The sequence below is a fragment of the Nocardia sp. NPDC058058 genome (assembly GCF_042885355.1).
GTDB lineage: Bacteria > Actinomycetota > Actinomycetes > Mycobacteriales > Mycobacteriaceae > Nocardia.
On sequence record NZ_JBHVSA010000002.1, the window covers coordinates 1,656,362 to 1,675,157 of the forward strand.

The following is an 18,796-nucleotide window of genomic DNA, read 5'->3' on the forward strand; positions in this document are numbered from 1 at the left end:
TTACCGGCCACCCCCACTAGGGTGTTTTGTCATGGTTTGCTTGCGCACGACCAGGTCCGGGCGGTCCCGCCGCCGACCTCGCATGCTGTCGATGGCGGGGGTGTTGCTGGTCACCCTGGGTGCGGTCACCCTCGGTGCCGGACCGGGGTCCGCCGCACCCTCGGGCGGGGATCTGTGTTCCCCGCCGGGTGTGGCCGCCGCCAGCGCCGCCCCGACGAATCTGGCGTCGGGGCAGCAGTCCCCGTCCTCGGACAAATACACGACCGCGACCACCGAACCGCTGGATCGCATCGACATCACCAAGCTGGGCCTGCTCACCCCGGGCAAGTTGAGCGTCGGCACGCTGTCCGACGCCCCGCCGAGCATCTGCCTCAATTCCAAGGGCACGTTCACCGGTTTCGACAATGAGCTGCTGCGCGCGGCCGCCGCCAAGATCGGCTTGCAGGTGGAATTCACCGGCACCGATTTCGCGGGCCTGCTCGCGCAGGTGGCCAATGGCCGCTTCGATGCCGCGTCGTCGAGCATCACCACCACCGACGCCCGCCGCAAGCTGGTCGGTTTCACCAACGGCTACGATTTCGGCTACTTCTCCCTGGTCGCCCCGAACGGTGGTGGCATCAAGGGCTTCTCGGACCTGAACAAGGGCACCCGCATCGGCGTCGTGCAGGGCACCGTGCAGGACGAGTACGTGGTGAACGAACTGCACCTGGATCCGGTGAAGTTCCCCGACTACAACACCGCGTACGCGAACCTCAAGACCGGGCAGATCGATGCCTGGGTCGCGCCGTCGCAGCAGGCCATCGGCATTATCAAGCCGGGCGACGCGGCCTCGATCGTGCAGAACACGTTCAGCCTCAACAACTTCACCGGCTGGGCGGTGCGCAAGGACAATCAGCCGCTCACCGACGCGCTCAATGCCGGACTGGACGCGGTGATCGCGGACGGCACCTACGCCGAGCTGTACGAAGACTGGGTGCCGCGCGAGATTCCGCCGGGCTGGAAGCCGGGCTCCAAAGCCGTTGCCGCCCCGCAGCTCCCGGATTTCGCCAAGATCGCGGCCGAGCACGCCGGTGACAATGCCGGGCAGACCGCCGTACAGCCGAAATCCACGCTCGCGCAGTTGAAGGACACGTTCTTCGACTGGTCGCTGTACCGCAAGGCTTTTCCGGATCTGATCAAGACCGGTTTGCCGAATACCCTGATCCTGGCGCTGGTTTCGGGTGCGCTCGGCACCGTGATCGGCATGCTGCTGGCGGTGGCGGGCATCTCCCGCACGCGCTGGTTGCGCTGGCCCGCACGGATTTACACCGATATCTTCCGCGGCCTGCCCGCCGTGGTGATCATTCTGATCATCGGCCTCGGCATCGGCCCGGTGGTCAAGAACATCACCGGCAACAACCCGTACTGGCTGGGCGTGGTGGCGCTGGCGCTGCTGTCCTCGGCGTATATCGGTGAGATCTTCCGCTCCGGTATCCAATCGGTGGAGCCGGGGCAGTTGGAAGCGGCGCGCGCCATCGGTTTCGGCTACCGGCAGTCCATGTCGCTGGTGGTTATTCCACAGGGTGTGCGCCGGGTGCTGCCCGCGCTGATGAATCAGTTCATCGCTTTGATCAAGGATTCCTCCCTGATCTACTTCCTGGGATTGCTTGCCACGCAACGCGAATTGTTCGCGGTCGGCCGAGACCTCAACGCGCAGACCGGAAATCTGTCACCGCTGGTGGCGGCGGGCCTGATGTACCTGGTGCTGACGGTGCCGCTGACGCACCTGGTGAACTACATCGACGGCCGCCTGCGCACCGGCCGCGCCGAGAAGGCGGTCGAACCGGTCGAACAGGCCGTCATCACGGAAGGGCGTGGAGCATGAGTGCCTCACTCACCGGTACCGGACTGCATGTGACGCTCGGCGGCAACGAGGTGCTGCGCGGGGTGGACGTGCACGTCGACGCCGGCAAGACCACCACCGTCATCGGCCCGTCCGGTTCGGGTAAATCCACGCTGCTGCGGGTGCTGAACCGGCTGCACGAGCCGAGCAAGGGCGACATCCTGCTGGATGGGAAATCCGTGCTGAAGGATGATCCGGATCAGCTGCGCCGCCGCATCGGCATGGTGTTCCAGCATTTCAACCTGTTCCCGCACAAGACCGTCGCCGAGAATGTGGCGCTGGGCCCGCAGAAGCTGCACGGGCTCTCCAAGGAGCAGGCGCGCACCCTCGCGATGGAGCAGTTGGAGGCGGTCGGCCTGGCGGGCAAGGCCGATTCGCGGCCCGCGAACCTGTCCGGCGGACAGCAGCAGCGCGTCGCCATCGCCCGCGCACTGGCGATGAAACCCCAGGTCATGTTCTTCGACGAGGCCACCTCGGCGCTGGACCCGGAACTGGTGAAGGGCGTGCTCGCGCTCATGGCTGATTTGGCCAAGGGCGGCATGTCCATGATCGTGGTGACGCACGAAATGGGTTTCGCGCGTTCGGTATCGGATCAGGTGGTGTTCATGGACCACGGCAGGGTCGTCGAAACCGGAACGCCCGAAGCGCTTTTCGATCAGGCGCAGACCCCGCGACTGCAACAGTTCCTCTCGCAGGTGCTCTAGCTGCTGCCGAAGTTCGGCATATTCGCGAATCGGCCGAAATCGCCTTGGGCGCCGCTGTATACGTTCATATCGGTGCCCCCGGCGATACCGGGCACATTGCCGGAATCGGTGTACTGCCAGAAGGTCCAGTTCGGCCAGCCGCCGGGCACCTCGGGGCCGTCGTTACCGCGGTAATCGGCGATCCACAGCGGGTACCGGGTGAATTCATTGCTGTCCGCCATGGCGGTCTGCCAGAAGCGCGGGTAGGTGTAGATGATCGGCACGCGACCGGTCAACGCCTGCACCGTATTCAGGTACCGGTGCGTCCAGTCGATGAGCGCCGGTGCGGGCAGTCCGCCCGAATCCTCCAGATCGAGCACCGGCGGCAGATCCAGCGGTCCGTTCTGCCCGAGCACCGTGGCCGCGTACAGCGCGGCCTGCGCCTCGGGCAGCAGGTTCGGGCGCGCGTAATGGTAGGTCCCGCGCGCCACCCCGGCCGCCCGCATGAGCAGGCTGTCCGGCACGAAGTACGGATTCACGTAGTTGACGCCCTCGGTGGCCTTGACCATGGCGAAGTGATTGCCGGAGGCGCGCACCTCGAACCAGTTGATCATGCGCCCGTCGAGGTGCTGCCAGGACGAGACATCCGGCCCGCCCGCATCGGCCGCCGCGGGGGCGGCCGACATTGCCGTGAGAATGCTGGCCACCGCGAAAGTGGTCAGTGCCAACTTCCTTCGTCGAACCATGCCAGGGGACGCTATGTGGGCTTACGCACCCCACACAGCGACTCGCCCGCGTGTTGTCCAAGTGTTAGCTGAATCTCAGTGATTCAGCCGAGCCAATCCAATACCGAAGCGGCGGTCCAGGACTGCTGCATGCTGCCCAGCGGCTCACCGGTGAACGGTTCGTAGTACTCCGCGAAGCTGCCGTCGCTGGCCTGGCGCAGGCCCTCGGCGCGCAGCATGAACGAGCGTTCGGCCCAGCCGCGCCGGGCGAATACCCAGGAGAACAACCAGCTCATCACCGGCCACACCGGTCCGCGCCAATATTCGCGCGACCGGAAATCCCGGGCCACCGGCGAGGTCGAGGGCGGCAGCGCGTAGCGCAGATCCGGATGCCCGCACCAGCGCGGACCCTCGAACAGTTGCAGCAGTCGCCGTTCGGCATCGCGCGGCAGTCCGCCGCACAGCAGCGGCGCGAACGAGGCGAGGGTTTCGGTCTCGATCCACCGGTCCGCCCGCACATCGAAGTCACGCGCCACCCCGGTGCGCGGATTCGTGGTGCCGACCACGCCCGATCGGAAGTAATCGGCCCACTCCAGCAGTTCGCGCACATCGGCATTCGGCTGCTTGTAGTCCTCGCCGATGGTGGCGAGCACATCGCAGGCGAGCGCGAAGATGGCGGTGACGAACACGTCCTCGACCGCGAAACTCATTGTCGAGGCCAGTTGATAATCGTCGTAGCCGCAGCGGCGCATCTGCTCCACCAGCCACATGTACCGGTCGTATTCGCGATCACTGGGTCGCTGCGTCGGATCGCCGACGACATGCAGATCCTCCCGCTCGTACGGCGGAAGATCCGGTCCCGGAATCACATTCGCGTAGGCGCGGTCCCAGCGCGGCGAATTGTCCATGCCGGATTCCCACCCGTGATAGAGCGTGATTCGCCCGTGCTGCTTGGGATCTCGCGCATACGCCAGCCAGCGATGCCAGCGCATCAGATCCGGCCAGCGCCGCTGCAGGAACTCCTCCGCGGTCGCGCGGGTGCTGCGCCCGTGCCGCCGGGAATGATCCAGAATCCGTTGCACCGCAATGGCATGCACGGGTGGCTGGGTGATTCCGGAAGTATCGGGTCCATCCGGGGCGTCGGCCGCGAGGCGTCGGCACTCCCACCGGCTCGGTCCCGGAAAATATCCGTCCACGCCATTGGCGAACACGATGTGCGGAATCATCCCGTTGCGCCACTGCGCCGACAACAGCGTGTCCATTTCCAGCACCGCGCGCTCCACACTCAACGGCGCCAGGCCCACCGCGACGAACGCGGCGTCCCAGCTCCACATGTGCGGATACAGTCGCGGCGCGGCGGTGGTCATGGACCCCAGGTCATTGCCGCGCAGCAGGTAGGCGGCGCGGGCCGCGAGCTGGGTTGGCGTGAAACCCGAGTGCGTCATCGCCCTATTCTGCGACGGAACCAGCAGGTATGCGCGATGTCCGTCCCGAACCGGATGCTCGGGCGGCGGGGTGTGATCGAAGAACGCTATGTTCCCGTCCCGGCGTAACGCCGTATCGGTCTGTCTCCGAGGAGCTGTGTCCGCGTCGCGAGGCGCGATGTCCACCTCCTCGTAGGACGCTGTGCCTGCCGAGGACGCCGGTTCGCCGAATTGCACTGTGTACGCCTTTTCACATTTTCGAACGCGCGTGTGTTTGAGCCCTCTGTGCCTAGCCAACGCATCGTCGGCGCCGTGCGCCCGGTTACGGTGAGGGCATGGCGAATTCCGCGAGCACCGGCAGTGACCGTCCGACCGCGTTGATCACCGGAGCGAGCCGCGGCCTGGGCGCTGCCATCGCCCGCGCGCTGGCGCCGACGCACCGGCTGCTGCTGGGTGCGCGCACGCCGGAAGCGCTCGAACCGATCTTGAAAGAATTGCCGGATGCCACGGGGTGGCCGGTGCAGCTGACCGACTACGAGGCAGTGGCCCGCAAGGCCGAGTCGATCGAGCGGCTGGATGTCCTGGTGCACAATGCCGGGGTCGCCGACCTGGGAACAATAGCCGATTCGTCCGTTGCGCAGTGGCGGAATACGTTGGAAGCCAACCTGATAGCGGTATCGGAGCTGACGCGCGTGACGCTGCCCGCGCTGCGCGCCGCGCGCGGGCACGTGGTGTTGATCAATTCCGGGGCGGGGTTGCGCGCCAATCCGGGCTGGGGTGTGTACGCGGCGAGCAAGTTCGCACTGCGCGCCTTCGGGGACGCGCTGCGGCTGGAGGAGCCCGAGTTGCGGGTGACCTCGATCCATCCCGGGCGCATCGACACCGATATGCAGCGCGAGCTGGTGGCGGGTGAGCAGCGGCCGTATGAGCCGAACGAATTCCTCAAAGCCGATACGGTGGCGTGGATGGTGCGCAATGCCGTCGAGACCCCGCGTGACGCGCATCCCACCGAAATCGTGGTGCGCCCGATCCCGCGCTGACCGGGGGTTTCAGCTGAGAGCAGCCTTAACGTTCCCCCTGAATTCCAATCGTTTCGCGCCGAATTGGTGCTCAGTTCATCGAGCCTCGATATAACCGGATGAACCGCCCGAATCCGGCGCGGGGCTGAGGCGATTCCGCATGCGGAACGAATTTCGGAGTGATCGACAACGATGGACAGAAGACGGCTGCTCACGCTGCTCGCTGCGGGCACGGCGGCCGCCCTCACGGGCTGCACCCAGGCACAGGGTGATCCCCTGGACACCGGCTCCGCGGGGGGAACGCAGCCGCCCGGCACCACACCCCGCCTGCTCCCCGCCCGGCCCACCGGACCCAAGACCCCGATCGCGCCCGGCACCACCATCACCGGTCTGCCCGGCCCCGGCAACTCCATGGCGCTCACCGTCGACGACGGCGCGAGCCCCGAAGTGGTCGGCGCGTACATCGAATTCGCCAAGCGCACCGGGGCCCGCTTCACCTTCTTCGTCACCGGTTATTACGACTCGTGGAGCATTCACAAGGACGCGCTGCGGCCGCTGGTGGATTCGGGGCAGATCCAGCTTGGCAACCACACCTGGAACCACCCGGATCTGACCACGCTGTCCGCGAGCGCCGTCTCATCGCAGCTGGAGCAGGCGAAGACGTTCCTGCGCAATACCTTCGGCGTCGACGGCACACCCTTCTACCGGCCCCCGTTCGGCCGCCACAACGGCACCGTGGACAAGGTCGCGGGCGACCTCGGCTACACCGTGCCCACCATGTGGTACGGCTCGATCTCGGACTCCGGCCTGATCACCGAGGACTACCTGATGGAATGCGCGCGAAAGTATTTCACGCCGCAGACCATCGTCATCGGCCATGCCAATCACCCGCCCGTGACGCACTGCTTCGACCAGCTGGTCGAGATCATCCGGGAACGCAACCTCGCCATGGTCACGTTGAACGACGTATTGGCGCTATCGCACTAGGGGCGTAATCGCCCGGGGGCGTGGAATTTCCGGTGTCCTTCCGGATGCCGTTTGCTAGTGAAGAAGGTTCGACCATGGATAGAAGACGACTGCTGACGCTGCTGGCGGCGGGCACCGCCGCGACCCTGCTGGGGGCGGGCGAGGCGAATGCCGACCTGCCGTTCGACAACGGCTCGTCCGGGCTCATCCCACCGAATCTGCTGCCGGGCACCACGATTCCGCCGCTGCTGCCGCGCGCCACCATCGGGCCGGGCACGATTTCGGCGCTCCCCGGTGACGGAAACAATATCGCGCTCACCATCGATGACGGCGCGAGCGTCGAAACCGTCGGCGGTTTCATCGAATTCGCGCGGCGCACCGGAATTCGCATGACCTTCTTCGTGACCGCGTACTACGACTCCTGGCTGGTGCACCGGGACGCGCTGCGCCCGCTGGTGGATTCGGGACAGATCCAGCTGGGCAATCACACCTGGGATCATCCGGACCTGACCCGGCTGTCGGCCGGGGCCGTCGCCGATCAGATCGAACGCGCGAAGACGTTCCTGTGGAACACCTTCGGCACCGACGGCACGCCGTTCTACCGCCCGCCGTTCGGTCGCCACAACGGCCTGGTCGATCGGGTGGCCGCGGACTCCGGCTATGCGGTGCCGACCATGTGGTACGGCAATCTCAACGACACCAATACGGTGATCAACGAGGATATGGTGCTCACCGCCGCCCGGCAGTGGTTCCGCGCGCAGTCCATCGTGATCGGGCACGCCAACCGCCCGACCGTCACCCATGTCTTCGATCAGTTGAACGACATCATCCGCGAGCGCGATCTGCGCACGGTCACGCTCAATGACGTCCTGGTGCTCGGCTGACCGGTTCGCAATGGGATGCTTGTCCGCATGGCAGCGGACAGGGCGGAGGTCTCGGGCGGTCGCTGGGGCGATCACAATACCGAGCGCCGCCGTGCCATCATCGCCGCGTACATCGAGCTCATCGAGGAATCCGAGCCCGGCGCGGAGATACCGCTACAGCTGATCGCGGACCGCGCGGGCGTGAAGCGCTCGGTGGTCTACCGGCATTTCGGTGATCGCGGGGATCTGGACGCCAAGACGCGGGAATTCGCGGTGGAAGGCGTTGTCGATCAGATGATGCCGGACTTCGATCCGGCGGAAAGCCTGCGCGACACCATCTTCCGCATTGTCGACACCTATGTCGGCTGGGTGACGGTGCACGAGCGGCTGCACGATTGGATCGAGCGCGGTCCGGGCAGCGCGGACCCGGCGGGCAAAGCGGTGGTGACCGGCACCAAGGCCGCCATCGCGCTGCGGGTCGCGCAGCTGTTCACCCTGGCCGCCGGCGTGGTCGATCAGCACCATCCGGGCATCGATCCGGCGGCCTTCGCCATCGTCTCACTGGTGGACGGGGGCGTGACCCGCTGGCTCGACACCCGGCCGGAGGATCTGGACGCGGCCGAATTGACCCGGCTGCTGGCGGATTCGATCTGGATGCTCTTCGACGGTCTCGCGCGCAGTCGCGGTTTCGCCGTCGATCCGGATCGGCCCATCATCGAGCTGATGGCCGACCCGCCGGTGCAGTTCGAACTCTGATCGGAGTCCGTGCCGCGCCCGGCGGGCCGGTCGTGTCCGAGCCTTGGGCTCAGGCGACGATATTCACCAGGCGGCCGGGCACCACGATGATCTTGCGCGGATCCTTACCGCCCAGCAGTTCGGCGATCTTCTCGTCCGCCAGCGCCGCCGCCTGCACCGCTGCCTGATCGGCATCGGCCGGGACGCTGACGCGACTGCGGACCTTGCCGTTGACCTGGATCGGGTACTCGACCGAATCCTGCACCAGCAGTGCCGGATCCGCGATCGGGAACGGGCCGTGCGCCAGGGATGCGGTGTGGCCCAGGCGTTCCCACAGTTCCTCGGCGATATGCGGGGACATCGGGGCCAGCATCAGCACCAGCGGTTCGACCAGGGCGCGGGGTGCGCCGTCGCCGAAGTTCTTGGTCAGATAGTTGGTCAGCTCGATCAGTTTCGCGCCCGCGGTGTTGTCCCGCAGGTTGGCGTAGTCGTCGTCGACGCCCGCGATCGTCTTGTGCACCAGGCGCAGTGCCTCGTTCGACGGTTCGTCCTCGGTGACGCGGATCGCACCGGTCTCCTCGTCGACCACCAGTCGCCATACGCGTTGCAGGAAGCGCTGCGCGCCGACGACATCCTTGGTGGACCAGGGGCGCGAGGCGTCCAGCGGACCCATGGACATCTCGTAGAAGCGGAAGGTGTCCGCGCCGTACGCCTCGTACATCTCATCCGGGGAGACGGCGTTCTTCAGCGATTTGCCGATCTTGCCGTACTCCTGGAAGACCTCGATCTCCACACCGGAGGTGTTGGTCCAGAAGAACTTTCCGTCCCGCTCGATGATCTCGGCGGCGGGCACGTACGCACCGCGCTCATCGGTGTAGGCGAAGCCCTGGATGTAGCCCTGGTTGAACAGGCGGCGGTACGGCTCGTAGCTGGACACATCGCCCAGATCGAACAGCACCTTCTGCCAGAAGCGCGCGTACAGCAGATGCAGCACCGCATGCTCCACACCGCCGATGTACAGATCGACGCCGCCCGGATCGTTCGCGCCGTGCTCGGCGGTACGCGGGCCCAGCCAGTACTGCTCATTCTCCTTGGCGCAGAACGCCTCCGAGTTGGTCGGATCGGCATAGCGCAGCTGATACCAGGAGCTGCCCGCCCAGTTGGGCATGACATTGGTGTCGCGGCGGTACCGCTTGGGGCCGTCGCCCAGATCCAGCGTGACATGCACCCACTCGGTGGCCTTGGCCAGCGGCGGGGACGGTTCGGAATTCGCGTCGTCCGGATCGAAGGTGACGGGGGCGAAGTCCTCCATCTCCGGCAGCAGCACCGGCAGCATGGATTCCGGCAGTGCGTGCGCCGCGCCATCCTCGTCGTACACGATCGGGAAGGGCTCGCCCCAGTAGCGCTGACGCGCGAACAGCCAGTCCCGCAGCTTGTACTGAATGGTGCCCCTACCGTGGCCGTTGGCCTCCAGCTCGCCGATGACGCGCGCCTTGGCGGCGTCGATCTCCAGGCCGTCCAGGTAACCGGAGTTCACCAGCGTGCCCTCACCGGCGTAGGCGGCCTCCGAGATATCGCCGCCCGCAACGACTTCCACGATGGGCAGGCCGAAGGCGGAGGCGAATTCCCAGTCGCGCGGATCGTGGCCGGGGACGGCCATGATCGCGCCGGTGCCGTAACCGCTCAGCACGTAGTCGGCGATGAAGATCGGCACGCGCGCGCCGTTCACCGGGTTGGTGGCGTAGGCGCCCAGGAAGACGCCGGTCTTCTCCTTGCTCTCCTGCCGCTCCAGATCGGACTTGGCCGCGATCGACTTGCGGTATCCCGCAACGGCTTCCGCCGGGGTGTCCTCGCCGCCGAAGGTCCAGCGGGCATCGGTGCCGGACGGCCAGGTGGCCTCGGTCAGCCGATCGACCAGCTCGTGTTCGGGGGCCAGCACCACGTAGGTCGCGCCGAACAGCGTGTCCGGGCGGGTGGTGAACACCTCGATGACATCCGAGCCCGCCTCGAACTTGACCTGCGCGCCCCGCGAGCGGCCGATCCAGTTGCGCTGCATGGACTTGACGTTCTCCGGCCAATCCAGATTGTCCAGGTCGTCGACCAGACGATCGGAATAGGCGGTGATGCGCATCATCCACTGCCACAGGCGCTTACGGAACACCGGGAAATTGCCGCGCTCGGAGCGGCCGTCGGCGGTGACCTCCTCATTGGACAGCACGGTGCCCAGACCCGGGCACCAGTTGACCATCGAATCGGTCTGGTACACCAGGCGATACGAGTCGATCACGGCATTGCGCTCGGCCGGGGACAGCTCGCTCCAGGCGCGGTCGTCACCGTTGATGGCGCGCTTACCCGCCTCGAATTCGGCGATCAGCTCATCGATCGGGCGAGCCTTACCCAGGCCCGCGTCATACCAGGCGTTGTAGATGCGCAGGAAGATCCACTGCGTCCATTTGTAGTACTCGGGATCGGTGGTCGCGAACGAGCGGCGGCGATCGTGGCCCAAGCCCAGGCGATCCAGCTGACGCTGCATATTCGCGATATTGGATTCGGTGGTGACCCGCGGATGCGCGCCGGTCTGCACCGCGTACTGCTCGGCGGGCAGGCCGAAGGCGTCATAACCCAGGGCGTGCAGCACATTCCGGCCGCGCATGCGGTGGAAGCGCGCGAAGACATCGGTGGCGATATAGCCCAGCGGATGCCCGACATGCAGGCCCGCGCCCGAGGGGTACGGGAACATGTCCTGCACGAACAGCTTGTCCGCGGGGGTCTCGCCCTGCAGCGGCCCGACCGGGTTCGGGGCGTAGAAGGTGCCCCGCTCCTGCCAGGCCCCCTGCCACTTCTGCTCTACCCGGCCCGCCAGCTCGGCGTTGTAACGGTGTGCGGGCACATCGCTGGCCCCAGCCGCGCCCGCGGTGGGTGTGTCGGTTGCACGAGTGTCCTGCACGGTCCTGCCTTCTTAATCCCTAGCCGATCCCCGATAAGGTCGTTCACCAGGGTAAAGCGTTCACACCTCAGCGCCCAAAAGGGGTCAGAACCCTGCACGCGCCGGGCCTGAAGCCCTCGTGGCCCGCGGACCGTCCCGGTTCTGGACTGAGTGGAGCGGGGGAGCGAAGCGGAGGAGCGGAGGGAGGGAAGGTTCGGGACTCTCAGGGCCGCGGGCCCTGCCGGAGCGAAGCGGAGGTAAATTGAGCACCGTGTTGGTAGTGGCGATGATTCTGTTTGTTCTGTCGGCTGTTGCCGTGGTCACCGGAGTGCTCGGACTGACCGGCACGCTCCCCGGGAACCGCTATTTCGGGATTCACTCCGAGAAGGCGATCGAATCCGAGGAGAACTTCAAGCTGGCCAATCGCGTGGCCGCGCCCACCTCTATCGTGGCCGGGCTGCTGCTCGCCGCGGGCGGTTCGGTCGCGTTGGTCGGCGGCGGTATCGCGGGCCTGGTGACCGCCGTACTGGCCGTGGTCATCTCGTTCTTCACCCTCGGCGCGGGCGCGCTCGCCGCCGAGAAGGCCCTGGAAGCGGCCTCCCCGGCGGAACCCGCCGGCGGCTGCGGCAGCGCCTGCGGTTCCTGCTCGCTGCGCGACGCCTGCGAACCGGCCGCCAACTGAGCTACCGGCCGAGGTCCTTGCGCATCCAGATGTGCGGGATGCCCGCGTCATCACCGATCTCGCCGTAGGTCTCGTAGCCGAGCCGCTCGTAGAAGCCTTGCGCGTGGGTCTGCGAATGCAATTCGATCGCGGCCAAGCCGCGCTCGCGCGCCCGTTCCTCGATGGCCCGCACCAGCGCCACGCCCGAACCGGTGCCGCGCGATTCCGCGAGCACGGCCAGGCGGCCGAGCAGGCCGATGTTCTCCCGGACCAGCAATCGGCCCGCGCCCATCGGCTGCCCGTCCAGCCGGGCCAGGAAATGATCGGCGACCGCGTCGAGCTCGTCGAGTTCGAGTTCGGGCGGTACGCCCTGCTCGGCCACGAAGACCTTCATTCGAATCGCGTACGCGTCGGCCAGCTCCTGCTCCGTGGTGACGATGACTACCTCGATCATCAGGCCAGCATGCCTCAGTGAGCGGTATCACCCGGTTCGGGGATGCGCGCGCACTCCGGAGCCGGGATGCTCCGCGAGAGCGGACTGCCCGCCGGATTCACATAGAGCACGGTGAGCCGCACCGGCTTCGGTCCGGGATTGCGGGCCAGGTGTGTGTGGCCCGCTCCGCTCGGCTCCCGGAAGATTCGCCACGGTGGTTTGGCGACCGGTACGCAATCGGTTGCCGGATGATCCAGCGGCCCGCCGGTCACCAGCACGAACAGCGTGCCGTCGTGAAAATGCCAGCCGCTCTGCCCACCCGGCGCGATGATCGTCTGCCGAAATACGAAATCCCTACCGGCACAGGTGAATCGAAAGAGCACCCGACTGCGGGTGCCGGTCGCCGGGGCCGCATTCACCCGGAAGCCGCGCTCGGGATCTCGTGCGAAGAACGCCATCATCGAATGATCGCGCACCGGCGGCCGCGACCGCGCGACCGCCCGTGCGACTCAGTGATCGTCGTAATGCCCCGCGTGCGCCGCATGCCGATGGCCGTCATGGATGTAATCCACATGATCCCCGTGCGGCACCGCCACATGCCCGCAGTTCGGCCCGTGCTCATGATCGTGGCTGTCATGGGTGATGTGCCCCGCGGGCTCGCACTCATCGAAGTGATCGTCATGCGCCCGGTGCAAATGCCCGTCGTGCGCGTAGTCGACGTGATCCCCGTGCGGAATGGCAACGTGCCCGCAACTGGGACCGTGAACATGGTCATGTCCGCTGTGCGCAGCATGAACCTGTGACATGGAACTTCCTTTCCGAGATGGGCAGGACAATCCAGCAAACAGGTACGGACATTAGCACCCGTGCATCTGTCCGCGCCGGGACGGTGCGACCAGCCGACCCGTCACCCCGGCGAACGCGTGATATCGAGCCGGGCAAGCCATCGCACCCGGCGCGGTCGATGTCAGCGAGAACCGCGCCGCAGTCGATCCCGCCAATCCCGGCGCGGGGGCGCCAGCCCGACGTCGGTCGCGAAAGCCGCGGCGTCGGCGGCGGTGCTGACCTTGGGCCGCGTGCGTGCCCACGCCATGAACCGCGCGGTGAACTCCGGCCCGCAATTGTGCGCCAGCACCGGAAAGCGGTGCGCCACTTCCTCGGCACGCTTGTGCAGCAGCGCATGCGCCGCCGCTGCGATATCGCCCGCGTCGAACCCCGGCGGAGCGGCCGCTCCCGCGACCAGCGCCCGCACCAGCGCCGCCTGCTGCTCGGCGAGGGATGCGGACTCGACGCCGGAGGTACCGGAATCGGTTGGACCCATGCCGGATTCGTTCATGCCGACAGGGTGGGGCGCGAAGTGATGGCGGGGCGGGCGGAGGCGGTGGCGATGGCGTTCAGTTCGGCGATGAGTTCGGGTGCGGGCGGGTAGTTTCCGTCGCGTTCGAGCATGAGGGGGACCTGGCGGTTCGGGGTGAATTCGGCGACGAGCGCCAGGACCTCGGTGGGGACCGGGTGTACGTGGGTGTCGTGGTAGCGGCCGCCGACCTCGTGGCCGCCCGCGATGTGGCAGTAGGCCAGGCGCTCGGTCGGCAGGCGCAGTAGTTCGGTCAGGGGATCGCGAGAGGTGTTGCGCGCGTTGGCGTACAGGTTCGCGATGTCGATGAGCAGGTATACGCCGGTGCGCTCCACCAGCTCCTGGAGGAACTCCGCTTCGGTGAATTCGGCGTCCGGCCACTCGAACAGCGCGGCGATATTCTCCACGGCGAGCGGTACTTCCAGTTCCGCCTGCGTCCGGGAGATATTGCGCGCCAATGCGTTCAGAGCTTCGCGGGTGCGCGGCACCGGTAGCAGATGCCCGGCCTCCACCCCGTCCGCGCGCACGAACGCGATGTGCTCGCTCACCAGTGGCGAACCCAGCGCCCGCGCACACTCCGCGAGATGCGCGACCCGCCGTTCATCCACAGCCTCCGCCCCGCCGAGCGACAGCGAAATCCCGTGCGGCACTGCGGGTATACCCTGCGCGATCAGTGCGGCGAGTTCCTCGGGTACGACAACCGCTCCCCGAGTTCCACGAACGCCGGCGCTGATCCGACGCCATCGGGGCCGGTCCGCCCCCGCGCTCACCAGTGATTCCGCGATGACCTCGCAGAAACCGATGCCTTCGAGTGCCGCGATCATTCCACAGATTTCGCGCCGCCACCCGATGCCGATCGTCCGCACCGGCAGCGGTCCGGCGGCTGTCGATGCGGTCGGCTCGATCGCCGCCGTCCGGAAGCCGTTGTGCGCGTGGTGGTCAGCGCCTACACCGCCGGGTGCGCGCTCGCCCGGGTCGCGTCCCGTCGCCGGGTGCGTCATCCGCCGCACCCGCCGCCGCAGCCACCGCCTCCGCAACTGCTGCCTCCACAGCTGCTGCCGCTGTCACCACCACCGCCGCCGCTGTCGCCGCTGGAGCTGGAGCAGCTGCCACCGGAGCCGCTGATGCCGCCGGAGGCGAGCGCTCCGGTGGCGCCCGCCAGGCCGGGGTCCAGGCTCCAGAGCACGCCCGCGCCGAACAGCGCGGCGGCCAGGGCGGCGCTGTCGGGTCCGTAGGCGGAGTAGGCGGGTGCGTTCGCGGGGCGCAGATGTCCGTTGCGCCGCATCGATTCCTGTTTGGCGGCGCGTCCGGCGCGGGTCAGGCGCGGGGCGCGCTGCACCAGGAACCCGCAGATCGCCACCGCGATGATGAACAGCGCGAGGTATCCGATGGGATGGTTGTTGGCGATGCCCGCGATGACCCGCACGATGCCCAGCACCAGCAGCGCCCACAGCGGAAGTGCCGCCAGCAGCAGGGATTTGCGCTGCTCACCGCCGATCAGATAACCCCGATCGGTCAGGACCGCGCGCAACGAGGTGATCGGTGCGCGGGTCGCGCCCGCCAGGTGCATGACATGCCGCTGCCGCTGATCCGCGCCGAGCAGATACTGGTGCATGGTGCGCGAAACCGGGTCCAGTGCCCGGGTTTCGGTATCGGTGGGGGAGCGGGTGGGCTGCCCGCTGGAGTCGATGAGGTGGTAGCCGCGCAATTGGGCGAGCCCGGCGAGCACCGGTCGCCGGTCGTCGAAGAGCATGGCGGTCTCGGTCGGTGTCAACGCGTTGGCCAGGTGCGCGCGTGAGTGATCGGCGCGAATGATCCTGGTGCGCTGGGTGAATCCGTACAGCACGGCCGCACCTGCCAGCAGCGCGTACGCGGCCAGGAAGGTCGGGCCGGAGATTCCCCACGTATCGGCGGCCGGGCGCGCGGCCGCGGCCAGTGTGGTCCAAGGGACCATGGCGATTCCCCACCCTCGAGAAGTCTGGTCAGTCGATCATCACAAGTATCGCCGTCGTCCGGGTGCGGTGTTAATAACTCGGATATCGGGTGATTAGCCTGGTTTCGTGCGATTTCTCAGCAAGTTCTACATCGACGGGTTCATTCTGTCGATACTCGCGGTGGTTGGGCTGGCCAGCATCTTCCCGGCTCGCGGCGATGCTGCCACGGTGGTGAGCTGGCTGACGAAGATTGCCATCGCATTGCTGTTCCTGCTGTACGGCGCACGCCTGTCCGCGCACGAGGCGCTCACCGGCCTCAAGCACTGGCGGCTGCACATCACGGTGCTGGCCAGCACCTTCGTACTCTTCCCGATCCTGGGCGTGGCCGCGCGCGTGCTGGTGCCGCACATCCTGACCGAGGACCTGTACACCGGTCTGCTGTTCCTGTGCCTGGTCCCGTCCACCGTGCAGTCCTCGATCGCGTTCACCTCGATCGCCAAGGGCAATGTGGCGGGCGCGATCGTGAGCGCCACACTGTCCAATCTGCTGGGCGTATTCCTCACGCCCGCACTGGTGATCCTGTTGATGAACACCACCGGGCAGGCCAGGGTCGATCCGTCCGCGGTGCTGGACATCGTGTTGCAGTTGCTGGTTCCGTTCGGCGTCGGCCAGTTGATCCGCCCGAAGGTGAAGGGTTTCCTGGCCCGCTACGCCGAGCCGACCAAACTGGTGGACCGCGGTTCCATCCTGCTGGTGGTCTACAGCGCGTTCAGCGCGGGCATGGTGGAGGGCATCTGGCATGCCATGTCGCCGTGGCGGATTCTGCTGCTGGTCGTGGTGCTGTGCGTATTGCTGGCGATCGTGCTCGCCGCGACCTCGATGCTGGGCAAGGCTTCGCATTTCGATCGCGGCGACCGGATCACGGTGGTGTTCTGCGGTTCCAAGAAGTCACTGGCCACCGGCCTGCCGATGGCGACCGTACTGTTCGCCGGTCACCCCATCGGCCTGATCGTGCTGCCGCTGATGATCTTCCATCAGGTGCAGCTGATCACCTGTGCGGCGCTCGCGCAACGCTGGGCTCGGACCGCACCGTGAGCGAGAGCACCCGGCTGTCGTCCCGGCGCAGCGGGCGCGCACCGGTGGACGGGCGGGCGGCCAGCGCGCGCAACACCGCGTGCCCGGCGGCCGGATCGCCGACGGCGATGCGGGCGCTGCCGTCCGGATAGCGTTTGGCCACGATTCCGGCGCGCGCCAGTGCCGGGGCCACCTCGCGCCCGGGCAGGTAGAGGAAGTTCGCGCTGCTGCGTGGCACCCGAATACCGTTGCGCCGCAAGGCGGTACGTAAGAGCTCCCGTTCGGTGGTGATGCGCAGGATGCGCTCACCGAGTTCCGCCTCGGCCGCGTAGGAGGCGCGCACCGCCGCCACCGCCGCCCCCTGCACTCCGAACGGCAATTGCAGCCTCCGCACCCGCCGCACCAGCGCCGCTGACCCGAAGGCATAGCCGATGCGCAGCCCGGCCAGCCCGTACGCCTTGGAGAAGGTGCGCAGCACCAGCACGTTCGGATGCCGTCGCACCAACTCCACCGCGTCGAGAGCGTCTGCCGCGCCGAGGAATTCGATGTACGCCTCATCGAGGATGACCGGCACGGTGGCCGGAACCGCGCACAGGAACGCCTTGAGCTCACTGGCCGAGACGACCGTCCCGGTCGGATTGTGCGGCCGGCAGACCGCCACCAGCCCGGTGTCCGCGTCGATCATGCGCACCATCGCCCACAGGTCCTGCCGACCGTGACCGTCCAGCGGAACCGGTTGCGCGCGCAGCCCGACCATACCGCTCATGATCGGATACCCGTCGAAAGTCGGTGTCGCACAGACGAATCGACTACCTGGTGCGGGAAGCGTCTGCATGATCTGCATGGCCACCCCGGTCGCGCCGGACCCCACCACCACCTGTTCGGGATCCACCCCGATATGTTCGGCGATGATCGAGGGCAACCGGTGCGGCAGGAACTCCGGATACCGATTCGCCTGCACCAGACTGTCGTCCACCGCCCGCAGCACCGAAGGCAGTGGCGTGAAAGGGTTTTCGCTCAAGCTCAGATCGAAGCGAACGGTTTCGAAGCGGTACTGCTCCAGCGGCGCACTCATCGCGCCGCGCCCCAGCGCACCGCTGCCGCGCCCGCGAAATCGCCCGCGTGCGCGAAGGCCGACAGCAGTACCACCGACCCGTTGCGCAGTCGTCCCGCCTCGTTCTCGGTGTCGAGGGTGACGGGAATGCCCGCGGCGAACAGGTTTCCGCACTGGTCGAAGGTGTCCGGGTGGCGTTCGGCGGGCAGTTCCAGCGCGTCATGCCAATTGCGCAGGAACAGCCGGTTCGGCTGATTGGTGACCAGGGTGTCGATGTCCTGACTCTTCACCCCGATCCGCTTGCACACCTCGTGCGCCACCTCCGGGACCAGCCGGTTGCCGCGCGCGAACACCTTGGCCACCTTGGATTCGGTGAAGCTCACGCAGCCCTCGCCCTCGCCGGGCTCCCAGTATTTGCGGTCCGAGCCGGTGGTGAATTCCATATCCCCGGCGAATTCGGGATAGGTGCGGCATTCGATATCGAGTATCGGCGCGCTGGCGTTCTTCACCAGCAGGCCGACCCCGCAGCCGTCGCCGGGCACGGGAGCCTGTGCGAGCTTGCGGATTTCGGGCTGGGTGAACACCGGTCCCGCGCAATTCTGGGTGGCGACGATGAGCGCGGTACGCGCGTCGGTGGTCTGCATGATGGTGCGGGCCAGCCACATCATGTGCACGAACGCCGCGCACCCGCCGTTGTGCACGTCGAATACGTAGCGCGGGTTCATGTTCAGTCGCCGTGCCACCTCACCGCCCGCGCCGAGCACCGGATTGTCCGGCAGCTGGGTGTGCGTGAGCAGGATGTCGATATTCGAGAGTTCTTGCACCCCATGGCGTTCGATGAGCGGTGCGACGGCCCGCTCCACCATGTCGACGACCGTTTCGTCGCGGCCCTTGTGATGCCGTCCCTTCGGGGCGCGGAACATGACGTTCTTGGCCATTCGTTCCGAGCGGGAGAACTGGGTGAAGTATTCGGTCCCGACCGGTTCGCCCGGCAGATAACTGGCCACGTCGACCAGGCTGACCGGGGGCGGGGTCGTGAGACGGGGGTCCGTGAAATCCATGA

19 protein-coding genes are annotated in these 18,796 nt (G+C 67.0%); 8 read left to right on the forward strand and 11 right to left on the reverse strand.

All coding sequences use genetic code 11. From position 1 onward, the window contains the following. Positions 1 to 91 precede the first annotated feature (91 nt). Positions 92 to 1,864 carry an ABC transporter substrate-binding protein/permease gene (locus ACFVUS_RS22285; protein WP_387769221.1) on the forward strand — a complete coding sequence of 591 codons (1,773 nt, stop codon included), beginning with the start codon at positions 92 to 94 and terminating at the stop codon, positions 1,862 to 1,864. Then, entirely contained in the window at positions 1,861 to 2,586 is a 726-nt protein-coding gene (locus ACFVUS_RS22290) for an amino acid ABC transporter ATP-binding protein (protein WP_387769224.1), read from the forward strand. Before ACFVUS_RS22285 ends, ACFVUS_RS22290 begins: the two co-directional genes overlap by 4 nt. Here ACFVUS_RS22290 and ACFVUS_RS22295 read toward each other — a convergent pair. Both ACFVUS_RS22295 and ACFVUS_RS22300 read right to left on the reverse strand, forming a co-directional pair. Then, positions 2,583 to 3,311, reverse strand: coding sequence for a glycoside hydrolase family 25 protein (locus tag ACFVUS_RS22295; protein WP_387769227.1), 729 nt, complete (start codon positions 3,309 to 3,311; stop codon positions 2,583 to 2,585). The two genes, ACFVUS_RS22290 and ACFVUS_RS22295, sit on opposite strands and share 4 nt — an antisense overlap. Positions 3,312 to 3,394: 83 nt before the next feature. Next, entirely contained in the window at positions 3,395 to 4,735 is a 1,341-nt protein-coding gene (locus ACFVUS_RS22300) for a glycogen debranching protein (protein WP_387769230.1), read from the reverse strand. Between the two features lie 314 nt (positions 4,736 to 5,049). Here ACFVUS_RS22300 and ACFVUS_RS22305 point away from each other — a divergent pair, with 314 nt between their 5' ends. The 4 genes from ACFVUS_RS22305 (at position 5,050) to ACFVUS_RS22320 (ending at position 8,318) form a co-directional block, all read left to right on the forward strand. Next, complete coding sequence (locus ACFVUS_RS22305; RefSeq protein ID WP_387769233.1) at positions 5,050 to 5,754, forward strand: SDR family oxidoreductase; 705 nt, start codon at positions 5,050 to 5,052, stop codon at positions 5,752 to 5,754. Between the two features lie 171 nt (positions 5,755 to 5,925). Continuing rightward, on the forward strand, positions 5,926 to 6,720 hold the full coding sequence (locus ACFVUS_RS22310) for a polysaccharide deacetylase family protein (protein ID WP_387769235.1): 795 nt from the start codon (positions 5,926 to 5,928) through the stop codon (positions 6,718 to 6,720). Between the two features lie 74 nt (positions 6,721 to 6,794). Next, entirely contained in the window at positions 6,795 to 7,583 is a 789-nt protein-coding gene (locus ACFVUS_RS22315) for a polysaccharide deacetylase family protein (protein WP_387769238.1), read from the forward strand. A 27-nt stretch (positions 7,584 to 7,610) separates the two neighbouring features. Then, a complete protein-coding gene (locus ACFVUS_RS22320) occupies positions 7,611 to 8,318 on the forward strand; it encodes a TetR/AcrR family transcriptional regulator (protein ID WP_387769241.1) in 708 nt (235 codons plus the stop codon). A 49-nt stretch (positions 8,319 to 8,367) separates the two neighbouring features. Here the strand turns inward: ACFVUS_RS22320 and leuS are convergent, their stop codons facing one another. Beyond that, positions 8,368 to 11,244 (reverse strand): leucine--tRNA ligase, encoded by a 2,877-nt coding sequence (leuS, locus tag ACFVUS_RS22325; protein ID WP_387769244.1) that lies wholly within the window; start codon positions 11,242 to 11,244, stop codon positions 8,368 to 8,370. A 265-nt stretch (positions 11,245 to 11,509) separates the two neighbouring features. Here leuS and ACFVUS_RS22330 point away from each other — a divergent pair, with 265 nt between their 5' ends. Then, positions 11,510 to 11,905, forward strand: a complete 396-nt coding sequence (locus tag ACFVUS_RS22330; RefSeq protein ID WP_387769247.1) for an SdpI family protein — start codon at positions 11,510 to 11,512, stop codon at positions 11,903 to 11,905. Position 11,906: 1 nt separating this feature from the next. On the opposite strand, the gene ACFVUS_RS22335 is transcribed toward ACFVUS_RS22330, so the two are convergent. From ACFVUS_RS22335 to ACFVUS_RS22360, 6 genes are all read right to left on the reverse strand, one after another. Further along, entirely contained in the window at positions 11,907 to 12,338 is a 432-nt protein-coding gene (locus ACFVUS_RS22335; protein WP_387769250.1) for a GNAT family N-acetyltransferase, read from the reverse strand. Between the two features lie 14 nt (positions 12,339 to 12,352). Beyond that, positions 12,353 to 12,775 carry a hypothetical protein gene (locus tag ACFVUS_RS22340; protein ID WP_387769253.1) on the reverse strand — a complete coding sequence of 141 codons (423 nt, stop codon included), beginning with the start codon at positions 12,773 to 12,775 and terminating at the stop codon, positions 12,353 to 12,355. A 51-nt stretch (positions 12,776 to 12,826) separates the two neighbouring features. Further along, complete coding sequence (locus tag ACFVUS_RS22345; RefSeq protein WP_387769256.1) at positions 12,827 to 13,123, reverse strand: hypothetical protein; 297 nt, start codon at positions 13,121 to 13,123, stop codon at positions 12,827 to 12,829. A gap of 161 nt (positions 13,124 to 13,284) precedes the next feature. Next, positions 13,285 to 13,653 (reverse strand): hypothetical protein, encoded by a 369-nt coding sequence (locus ACFVUS_RS22350; RefSeq protein WP_387769259.1) that lies wholly within the window; start codon positions 13,651 to 13,653, stop codon positions 13,285 to 13,287. Continuing rightward, positions 13,650 to 14,495 (reverse strand): DUF692 domain-containing protein, encoded by an 846-nt coding sequence (locus tag ACFVUS_RS22355; protein ID WP_387770119.1) that lies wholly within the window; start codon positions 14,493 to 14,495, stop codon positions 13,650 to 13,652. Before ACFVUS_RS22355 ends, ACFVUS_RS22350 begins: the two co-directional genes overlap by 4 nt. A gap of 173 nt (positions 14,496 to 14,668) precedes the next feature. Next, positions 14,669 to 15,625 carry a TIGR04222 domain-containing membrane protein gene (locus tag ACFVUS_RS22360; RefSeq protein ID WP_387769261.1) on the reverse strand — a complete coding sequence of 319 codons (957 nt, stop codon included), beginning with the start codon at positions 15,623 to 15,625 and terminating at the stop codon, positions 14,669 to 14,671. A gap of 106 nt (positions 15,626 to 15,731) precedes the next feature. Here ACFVUS_RS22360 and ACFVUS_RS22365 point away from each other — a divergent pair, with 106 nt between their 5' ends. Further along, positions 15,732 to 16,700, forward strand: a complete 969-nt coding sequence (locus tag ACFVUS_RS22365) for a bile acid:sodium symporter family protein (RefSeq protein ID WP_387769264.1) — start codon at positions 15,732 to 15,734, stop codon at positions 16,698 to 16,700. Here ACFVUS_RS22365 and ACFVUS_RS22370 read toward each other — a convergent pair. Both ACFVUS_RS22370 and ACFVUS_RS22375 read right to left on the reverse strand, forming a co-directional pair. Continuing rightward, a complete protein-coding gene (locus ACFVUS_RS22370) occupies positions 16,654 to 17,754 on the reverse strand; it encodes an aminotransferase class I/II-fold pyridoxal phosphate-dependent enzyme (protein ID WP_387769267.1) in 1,101 nt (366 codons plus the stop codon). The two genes, ACFVUS_RS22365 and ACFVUS_RS22370, sit on opposite strands and share 47 nt — an antisense overlap. Beyond that, the gene (locus ACFVUS_RS22375) at positions 17,751 to 18,794 is read right to left on the reverse strand and encodes a 3-oxoacyl-[acyl-carrier-protein] synthase III C-terminal domain-containing protein (protein WP_364636476.1); all 1,044 of its coding nucleotides are present in this window, start codon (positions 18,792 to 18,794) and stop codon (positions 17,751 to 17,753) included. Before ACFVUS_RS22375 ends, ACFVUS_RS22370 begins: the two co-directional genes overlap by 4 nt. Between the last annotated feature and the right edge of the window lie 2 nt (positions 18,795 to 18,796).

Bases quoted from the DNA above. Each gene is read 5' to 3' on its own strand.
- ACFVUS_RS22315 (WP_387769238.1), top strand. From the start codon at position 6,795: ATGGATAGAAGACGACTGCTGACGCTGCTGGCGGCGGGCACCGCCGCG.
- ACFVUS_RS22300 (WP_387769230.1), bottom strand. From the start codon at position 4,735: ATGACGCACTCGGGTTTCACGCCAACCCAGCTCGCGGCCCGCGCCGCC.
- ACFVUS_RS22355 (WP_387770119.1), bottom strand. From the start codon at position 14,495: ATGATCGCGGCACTCGAAGGCATCGGTTTCTGCGAGGTCATCGCGGAA.
- ACFVUS_RS22350 (WP_387769259.1), bottom strand. From the start codon at position 13,653: ATGAACGAATCCGGCATGGGTCCAACCGATTCCGGTACCTCCGGCGTC.
- ACFVUS_RS22290 (WP_387769224.1), top strand. From the start codon at position 1,861: ATGAGTGCCTCACTCACCGGTACCGGACTGCATGTGACGCTCGGCGGC.
- ACFVUS_RS22370 (WP_387769267.1), bottom strand. From the start codon at position 17,754: ATGAGTGCGCCGCTGGAGCAGTACCGCTTCGAAACCGTTCGCTTCGAT.
- ACFVUS_RS22305 (WP_387769233.1), top strand. From the start codon at position 5,050: ATGGCGAATTCCGCGAGCACCGGCAGTGACCGTCCGACCGCGTTGATC.
- ACFVUS_RS22345 (WP_387769256.1), bottom strand. From the start codon at position 13,123: ATGTCACAGGTTCATGCTGCGCACAGCGGACATGACCATGTTCACGGT.
- ACFVUS_RS22375 (WP_364636476.1), bottom strand. From the start codon at position 18,794: ATGGATTTCACGGACCCCCGTCTCACGACCCCGCCCCCGGTCAGCCTG.
- ACFVUS_RS22320 (WP_387769241.1), top strand. From the start codon at position 7,611: ATGGCAGCGGACAGGGCGGAGGTCTCGGGCGGTCGCTGGGGCGATCAC.
- ACFVUS_RS22285 (WP_387769221.1), top strand. From the start codon at position 92: ATGGCGGGGGTGTTGCTGGTCACCCTGGGTGCGGTCACCCTCGGTGCC.
- ACFVUS_RS22360 (WP_387769261.1), bottom strand. From the start codon at position 15,625: ATGGTCCCTTGGACCACACTGGCCGCGGCCGCGCGCCCGGCCGCCGAT.
- ACFVUS_RS22335 (WP_387769250.1), bottom strand. From the start codon at position 12,338: ATGATCGAGGTAGTCATCGTCACCACGGAGCAGGAGCTGGCCGACGCG.
- ACFVUS_RS22340 (WP_387769253.1), bottom strand. From the start codon at position 12,775: ATGGCGTTCTTCGCACGAGATCCCGAGCGCGGCTTCCGGGTGAATGCG.
- ACFVUS_RS22295 (WP_387769227.1), bottom strand. From the start codon at position 3,311: ATGGTTCGACGAAGGAAGTTGGCACTGACCACTTTCGCGGTGGCCAGC.
- ACFVUS_RS22330 (WP_387769247.1), top strand. From the start codon at position 11,510: ATGATTCTGTTTGTTCTGTCGGCTGTTGCCGTGGTCACCGGAGTGCTC.
- ACFVUS_RS22310 (WP_387769235.1), top strand. From the start codon at position 5,926: ATGGACAGAAGACGGCTGCTCACGCTGCTCGCTGCGGGCACGGCGGCC.